The following is a 623-nucleotide window of genomic DNA, read 5'->3' as shown; positions in this document are numbered from 1 at the left end:
CGCGCAGGTGAAGTATATATTTCAACGTCATCCCCCACACGATTAGCAGGGAACAACCCAAAAATTCCTCGCGGTACCAAAGATTGGCTTTCAGAAAGCTGATCTAACATAGCATTAGCGTCACGCAGTAATTTACGTGCTTCTTCCCCCACCACTTCATCCTCTAAGATACGTGGGTACTTGCCCGCCAAAGACCATGTCATAAAAAATGGTGTCCAATCAATATAATGACGCAATGTTTCGATTGATGCTTGTACTTCTTTGACACCTAAAAAACGCGGTACTGGTGGCTGGTAATTTTGCCAATCAATCTTCACTGCATTTGCGCGAGCGGCTTCTAATGATACTGGCGGTGTTTTGGGTTTTTTACGCCCATGTTGTTCACGAACCACTTCATATTCACGGCGTGTTCGTGCAACAAACTCTTCTTTTTGTGTTGGGGAAAGTAGCGCTGAGACCACACCTACCGTGCGGGATGCATTCTGTACATAAGTCACCGAATGATTATAGTTTGGCTCTATTTTGACTGCCGTGTGCGCTTTTGATGTCGTCGCTCCGCCAATCATCAGAGGGATGGTAAAACCTTGTCGCTCCATTTCTTTTGCAACATGCACCATTTCATC

Annotated in this window: 1 protein-coding gene; it reads right to left on the bottom strand. The window is 45.4% G+C overall.

Annotation, left to right across the window (positions count from 1 at the left end; translation table 11 throughout):
* Window positions 1–623 (bottom strand): vitamin B12 dependent-methionine synthase activation domain-containing protein (locus tag ABN217_RS19665; RefSeq protein ID WP_349459916.1); only part of this gene is annotated, 623 nt, incomplete at both ends.

The organism is Proteus sp. fly-1067 (assembly GCF_040139345.1).
Taxonomy (GTDB): Bacteria; Pseudomonadota; Gammaproteobacteria; order Enterobacterales; family Enterobacteriaceae; genus Proteus; species Proteus vulgaris_B.
This window is presented reverse-complemented; position numbering and strand designations above follow the sequence as displayed.